Origin of the sequence: Sphingopyxis sp. YF1 (assembly GCF_022701295.1) — a bacterium.
Taxonomy (GTDB): Bacteria; Pseudomonadota; Alphaproteobacteria; order Sphingomonadales; family Sphingomonadaceae; genus Sphingopyxis.
The window spans coordinates 3,550,889-3,557,500 of the sequence record NZ_CP033204.1; the positions used below are offsets into that span (position 1 = coordinate 3,550,889).

Consider the following 6,612-nt stretch of genomic DNA (forward strand, 5'->3'; position numbering starts at 1 on the left):
AGACACTCGGTTCATCGCCGCGCCCGATGCGAATCGCCGGCGCATCGGGGGCTGCCGAACCGAGTCGAAACCGAATCGCGCAGCGCGCTCAGATGCTGCGCCCCGCCGCCGCCCAATAGGGGTCGCGCAGCAGCCGCTTGCGGATCTTTCCCGTCTCCTCGCGCGGCAGCGCGTCGGTGAGCAGGATCGTGCGCGGCACCTTGTACGATGCGATGCGGCTCCGCAGCGACGCGCCGATGCCCTCGGGCGTCACGCGCGCGCCCGCGACCGGCTCGACCACCGCGAGCAGCGCTTCGCCGTTGACGTCGTCGGGCACCCCGAACACCGCGCAGTCGGCAACCCCCTCGACCGTCTGCAGCGCCGCCTCGATCTCGGCGGGATAGATGTTCACCCCGCCCGAAATGACGAGGTCGCGCTTGCGGTCGCACAGGAACAGCCGCCCCTCGGGATCGAGATAGCCCATGTCGCCCGAGGCGAGCATGCCGCCGCGGTCGAGCGCGGCGCGGTCGGCGTCGCGGCCGAGATAGGTGAAATCGGGATAGCCGGGGTTGCGCGACTGCACCTCTCCGACCTCGCCCTGCGGCACCGGCCGCCCCGAATCATCGACGATCGCGATCTCGACGCCGGGAATTGCCTTGCCGACGGTGCCCGGATGCGCCAGCCATTCGGCGCTCGACACATGGGTGATCGGCCCCGCTTCGGTCGAACCATAATATTCCTCGACCACCGGCCCCAGCCATTCGATCATCGCCGCCTTGACCGCCGGAGCGCAGGGCCCACCGGCGTGGAGCACGAAGCGCAGCGACGACAGGTCGTGCGCCGTTCGCTCGACGGCGGACAGCGCGAGCAGGCGGCTGAACATCGCGGGCACGGCATAGAGGTGCGTGATCCGGTGACGCGCGATGTCCGCGAGCAGCGCGACCGGATCGAAGCGCGGCGGGAGGAGGAGCAGGTCGGCAAGCGCGACCGCGCGGTGCGCGAACAGGTTCGGCGCAGTGTGATAGAGCGGCGCGGGCACCAGCACCCGCGCGCCCGCACCGATGCCATAGAGGCACGCGCGCATCGCCTCACTCGCCGCGGCCTGTTCGGGCGCCGGCGGACGGCGCTTTACGCCCTTCGGATTGCCGCTGGTGCCCGAGGTATAGATCAGCGAATCGGCCGCGGGCGGCGACGGCGCGGTCCAGGGGACGGCAGCGGCGAGCGCGGCGTCCCAGTCGTCGCGCGTCCCCGTGTCGGCGGTCGCGCTGCGATAGGCTGCGGCGATCGCCGGCGGCACCGGCACGGTGATCGCGGGGCAAGGGACGTCGGCCGCGACGGGTGCGAGCAGGTCGGCGTGCGCGACGAGCAGCTTCGCGCCGCAGTCGCGGAGCACATAGAGGATTTCGTCGGCGGCGAAGTGCCAGTTGACCGGCACGCAATAGGCGCCGACGCGCCGGCACGCGAGACTCGCCTCGAGAAAGGCGATATCGTTGCGCAGCAGCAGCGCAACGCAATCGCCCGCGCCGATCCCGCGCGCCGCGAACAGTCCCGCCGCCCGGTCGACACGCTCCCCGAACTCGGCGCCCTCGACAGCATGATCGGCGGTCACGATCCGCAATGGCTTTCTCCCTCTCCCGCCGCGCCGGAACGGCCCATGCACCCAATACAATTAGTATACTAACTATTTTGAGTCCAGAGCGCGGACACGATCACCGGCGGGCGCAGGGTCCAGCGACGCGTATCCGGAAAACCGCCGGACTTGCGGCTATCTTTCGCGCCAACATGCTGATAGTCTTCGCCGAGGGAGGCGTGCGAACGATGCTCCGATCTGCCTGGGCAGCCATGGTGATGCTGGGGGCGGCTTTTCCGGCCGCCGACCGAGCCGCAGCGCAAGAAAAAAATCCCTTTCTTCTGGCCGAAACCGACGATCTCGAGGTGCGCGCGCGCGTCGAGGCGGGCCTCAACCTAGTCGCCGAAAAAAATCTGTTCTGGGAGTTTGCCGAAACGGTTGCGGGCAACAGCGACTTCGATTCGGATGGCGAATGGGCCGAATTCTACGTGAAGCCGGGGATCGCCTTCGACCATCGTCCCGACGATCGCACCAGCATCTATGGCGCGGCGTCGGTCGTCGTATCGACGACGGTGGGCACCGATGCCTTTGCCGCCGGCAACACCGGCCAGGCAACCGTCGAGGAACTGTATCTGGGGCTGCGGCGCGGGGACGAAAACGGATCCCGCCTCGACGTCTCCTTCGGCGCCCGCGAATGGAAGGCAGGAACGGGCATGCTGCTGTCCAACGGCGGATCGAACGGCTTTTCCCGCGGCGCACTGAAGCTCGGGCCGCGTCGGGCGTGGCGGGTCGCGGCGCTGGCGACCGCCGCGAGCGGGGGAGTGCAGGGAACCGCCTTCTATCTCGATCCCAACGAGGCGCCCGACAATGACACCGGCACGCATATCGCCGGCGTCGACCTGCGCTACGACGCGGAGGGCGGAAGCTTTGTCGGGGTGACGCTGGGCAAGGTGCTGAACTCATCCTCACCCTATCCGCAGGCCCCCCCCGGCGGGATCGGCGTTCCGAACTTCATCCAGGGCGGGCGCGACGGGCTGCGTTTCGTTTCGGCCTATGGCCGGCTTGCACCCGCTGGCGGTCCGCTCGAAGGAGCATGGATCGGGCTCGACCTCGCGATCGAGCGCAACAAGCGGATCGACCTCAAGGCATGGGCCGCGCGCGCGCAGGTCGGCTACACCTTCACCCGCCATCGCTGGCGGCCGTCGATTTCCTATGTCTATCAGACCTTCTCCGGCGACGATCCCGACACCCCCGGGCTCGAACGTTTCGATCCGCTCTATTACGAGGGCAACCCCAGCGCCTGGTCGACGGGCACGAAATCGTCGATGATGTTCATCAATTCGAACGTCAACGCGCATCAACTGGTGCTGAGCGTCGCGCCGGGTCCGCGCGACACGATTTCCCTTCGCGCGGCGCACATCCGCGCCAACAGACTGCGCAGCCCAATCCAGTTCGGTCAGGCGACCCGCGTCGAGTTCGAGGACGGCATCGCGCAGCCGATCACCGGGGTGACGCGCAAACATCTCTCGGACGATTTCTACCTCGAATATCGGCGCGTGATGACGCCCAATGTCTTTCTCACCGCGGGCATCTCGCTCTCGTCGCCGGGAAAGGGCGTCGATTCGATCTCGAACGACGTCACCGCACCGATCTGGACCGGCGGCTTCGTCAATATGGTCGTCAACTTCTGACAGGGGAAAAACGTCATGGCCTGGACCGATGCCGCCATCGATCGCCGGATGCTGCTCGCACAGGGCGGAATCGCGGCGGGCCTCCTCGCAACGGGCACGCGCGTCATGGCGCAGGATGCCGGCGTCGTGACGGTCTTTCACGGCGGCCCGATCCTGACGATGGAGGATGCAGCGCCGAACGTCGAGGCGATCGCGGTGCGGGGCGGGCTGATCGTCGCCGCGGGTACGCTCGACGCCGCCAATGCCGCGGCTGGCCGCGGCGCGCAGCGCTTCGACCTGCAGGGGCGGACGCTGCTTCCCGGCTTTTTCGATCCGCACGGCCATGTCGTGATGGTCGGTTTGCAGGCACGCTACGCCAATCTGCTGCCGGCCCCCGACGGCGCGGGCGATTCGATCCCCGCGCTTCAGAAGATCACGCGCGAATGGATGGGCAGACACGCCAACCTGGTGCGCAAGACCGGGCTGGTGATCGGTTTCGGCTATGACGATTCGCAATTGCGCGAGCGACGGCATCCGACCCGTACCGAACTCGATGCGATCTCAAGCGATGTCCCGATCCTGCTGCTCCACCAGTCGAGCCACATGGGGTCGGTCAACAGCGCCGCGCTCGCCGCCGCGGGCGTCACCGCCGCGACGCCAGATCCCGACGGCGGCGTCTATCGGCGCGAGGCCGGGTCGACCGAGCCGAACGGCGTGCTCGAGGAAAGCGCGCTGTTCGCGATGATGGGGGTGCTCTTCACCCGCCTCGACGCGCAGGCGAATATGGAAATGATCCGCGAGGGCGCGGCCTTTTACGCGAGCTTCGGCTATACCACCTGTCAGGACGGGCGGTCGTCGACCGATACGTGCAAGCTCATCGATGCGGTCGCGCAGCAGGGCGGGCTGCCGATCGACCTGCTGTCCTTTCCCGACATTCTGGCGTCGCCGGATGCGATGGATCTCTCCGCCTATCGCAAGGATTACGCCGGTCGCTTCCGCATCGGCGGCGCCAAGCTGACGATAGACGGATCGCCGCAGGCCAAGACCGCGTGGATGTCGCAGCCCTATCATATTCCCCCCGATGGCCAGTCGGCGGCCTATGCCGGCTATCCGGCGATCACCGCGAAACAGGCGATCGACGCCATCGAGCTGGCCTTTGCCCGCGGCTGGCAAATCCAGGTCCACGCCAATGGCGACGCCGCGGTCGACCTGATGATCGCCGCGGTGCGCGAGGCGACGAAAAAACATGGCGCCGCCGACCGGCGCCCGGTGCTGATCCACGGGCAGGTAACGCGCGAGGATCAGGTCGACCAGCTCAAAGCCCTTGGCATCGTCCCCTCCTTTTTTCCGATGCACACCTTCTACTGGGGCGACTGGCACCGCGATTCGGTGCTCGGGCCGCGGCGCGCCGAAAATATCTCGCCGTGCGGATGGGCGTTGCGCCGCGGCATGCGCTTCACCTCGCACCACGACGCCCCCGTCGCGCATCCCAATGCGATGCGCGTGCTGTCGGCGACGGTCACCCGCCGCACGCGCTCGGGCGACATATTGGGGCCCGACCAGCGCGTGCCGGTCGATGTCGCGCTGAAGGCGATGACGCTCTGGGCCGCATGGCAGCATTATGAGGATGGCCGCAAAGGATCGCTGTTGCCCGGCAAGCTTGCCGACCTGACCGTGCTTTCGGACAATCCGCTGACGATCGATCCCGACCGGCTCGCGAACATTGCCGTCACCGACACCTTCAAGGAAGGACGGCGGGTTTAGTGAGGGGTAGAGATTGTCCGAACTGTCCCCCGGGCGCAAGCAAGCCCGGGAGTTGGGGGGTGGTTATTTTGGTTGCGGGAGTAGGATTTGAACCTACGACCTTCAGGTTATGAGCCTGACGAGCTACCGGGCTGCTCCATCCCGCGCCACCAAAGAGCGGCCCTGGGCCGCTGAACAGCAAAAGGCCGGCATTTCTGCCGGCCTTTGAACTTGTGAATGGGTTTTGTGTTTCGACCATACGCCGGCTGCAATGCCTGGCGACGTCCTACTCTTCCGGGGCTTGAGCCACAGTACCATCGGCGCTGTCAGGTTTCACGTCCGAGTTCGAGATGGGATCGGGTGGGTCACTGACGCCATGGTCACCAAGCAATGAAGCCGGCGTAGGTCAAAAAGGGTTCAATCGATGCCCGTGCAATATGGACTGATCTTCAATCATCCGTCCTTCGCGGACAGTCTGAAGGCTTTTGGCCTGACAGGACTGTCGTTGATGGCGGGACTCTTAAGTGCGAATAGAGCAATTAGTATCGGTTAGCTCCACACGTTACCGCGCTTCTACATCCGATCTATCAACGTGGTGGTCTTCCACGGCTCTGTGAAATCTTATCTTGAGGGAGGCTTCCCGCTTAGATGCTTTCAGCGGTTATCCCGTCCATACATAGCTACCCTGCTGCGCGGCTGGCGCCACGACAGGTACACCAGAGGTATGTTCAACCCGGTCCTCTCGTACTAGGGTCAACTCCTCTCAAATTTCGACGCCCACGGCAGATAGGGACCAAACTGTCTCACGACGTTCTGAACCCAGCTCACGTACCACTTTAATTGGCGAACAGCCAAACCCTTGGGACCTGCTCCAGCCCCAGGATGTGATGAGCCGACATCGAGGTGCCAAACGATTCCGTCGATATGAGCTCTTGGGAATCATCAGCCTGTTATCCCCGGCGTACCTTTTATCCGTTGAGCGATGGCCCTTCCACTCGGGACCACCGGATCACTATGACCGACTTTCGTCTCTGCTCGACTCGTCAGTCTCGCAGTCAGGCAGGCTTATGCCATTGCACTCTAACAGACGGTTTCCAACCGTCCTGAGCCTACCATCGCGCGCCTCCGTTACTCTTTAGGAGGCGACCGCCCCAGTCAAACTACCCGCCACAGAGGGTCCCTGATCCAGTTTCATGGATCGAGGTTAGACATCAGAAAACAACAGGGTGGTATTTCACCTATGGCTCCACACCGGCTGGCGCCAGTGCTTCAAAGCCTCCCACCTATGCTACACAGTTCTTTCCTAATGCCACTCTGAAGCTGCAGTAAAGGTGCACGGGGTCTTTCCGTCTAACCGCGGGTACTCCGCATCTTCACGGAGAATTCAATTTCGCTGAGCATCTCCTGGAGACAGTGGGGAAGTCGTTACGCCATTCGTGCAGGTCGGAACTTACCCGACAAGGAATTTCGCTACCTTAGGACCGTTATAGTTACGGCCGCCGTTTACCTGGGCTTCATTTCGGAGCTTGCACCCCTCCACTTAACCTTCAGGCACCGGGCAGGCGTCAGGCCCTATACGTCGTCTTGAAGCCGACTTAGCAGAGCCCTGTGTTTTTGCTAAACAGTCGCTACCCCCTGGCCTGTGCCCCC

3 protein-coding genes, 1 tRNA gene and 2 rRNA genes (1 of these 6 running past the window's edge) are annotated in these 6,612 nt (G+C 64.6%); 2 read left to right on the forward strand and 4 right to left on the reverse strand.

What is annotated here, in order from left to right; all coding sequences use genetic code 11:
• Positions 1 to 88: 88 nt before the first annotated feature.
• The gene (locus EAO27_RS17150; RefSeq protein WP_242780629.1) at positions 89 to 1,588 is read right to left on the reverse strand and encodes an AMP-binding protein; all 1,500 of its coding nucleotides are present in this window, start codon (positions 1,586 to 1,588) and stop codon (positions 89 to 91) included.
• A gap of 209 nt (positions 1,589 to 1,797) precedes the next feature.
• Between EAO27_RS17150 and EAO27_RS17155 the strand changes: the two genes are divergently transcribed.
• Both EAO27_RS17155 and EAO27_RS17160 read left to right on the forward strand, forming a co-directional pair.
• A complete protein-coding gene (locus EAO27_RS17155; RefSeq protein ID WP_242772202.1) occupies positions 1,798 to 3,240 on the forward strand; it encodes an alginate export family protein in 1,443 nt (480 codons plus the stop codon).
• A gap of 15 nt (positions 3,241 to 3,255) precedes the next feature.
• On the forward strand, positions 3,256 to 4,983 hold the full coding sequence (locus EAO27_RS17160; protein WP_242772205.1) for an amidohydrolase: 1,728 nt from the start codon (positions 3,256 to 3,258) through the stop codon (positions 4,981 to 4,983).
• A 69-nt stretch (positions 4,984 to 5,052) separates the two neighbouring features.
• Here the strand turns inward: EAO27_RS17160 and EAO27_RS17165 are convergent.
• The 3 genes from EAO27_RS17165 to EAO27_RS17175 form a co-directional block, all read right to left on the reverse strand.
• A tRNA-Met gene (locus EAO27_RS17165) sits at positions 5,053 to 5,129 on the reverse strand.
• Positions 5,130 to 5,235: 106 nt separating this feature from the next.
• Positions 5,236 to 5,350: ribosomal RNA gene (rrf, locus tag EAO27_RS17170) — 5S ribosomal RNA — on the reverse strand.
• A gap of 132 nt (positions 5,351 to 5,482) precedes the next feature.
• A 23S ribosomal RNA gene (locus tag EAO27_RS17175) occupies positions 5,483 to 6,612 on the reverse strand; it runs 1,663 nt beyond the window's last position.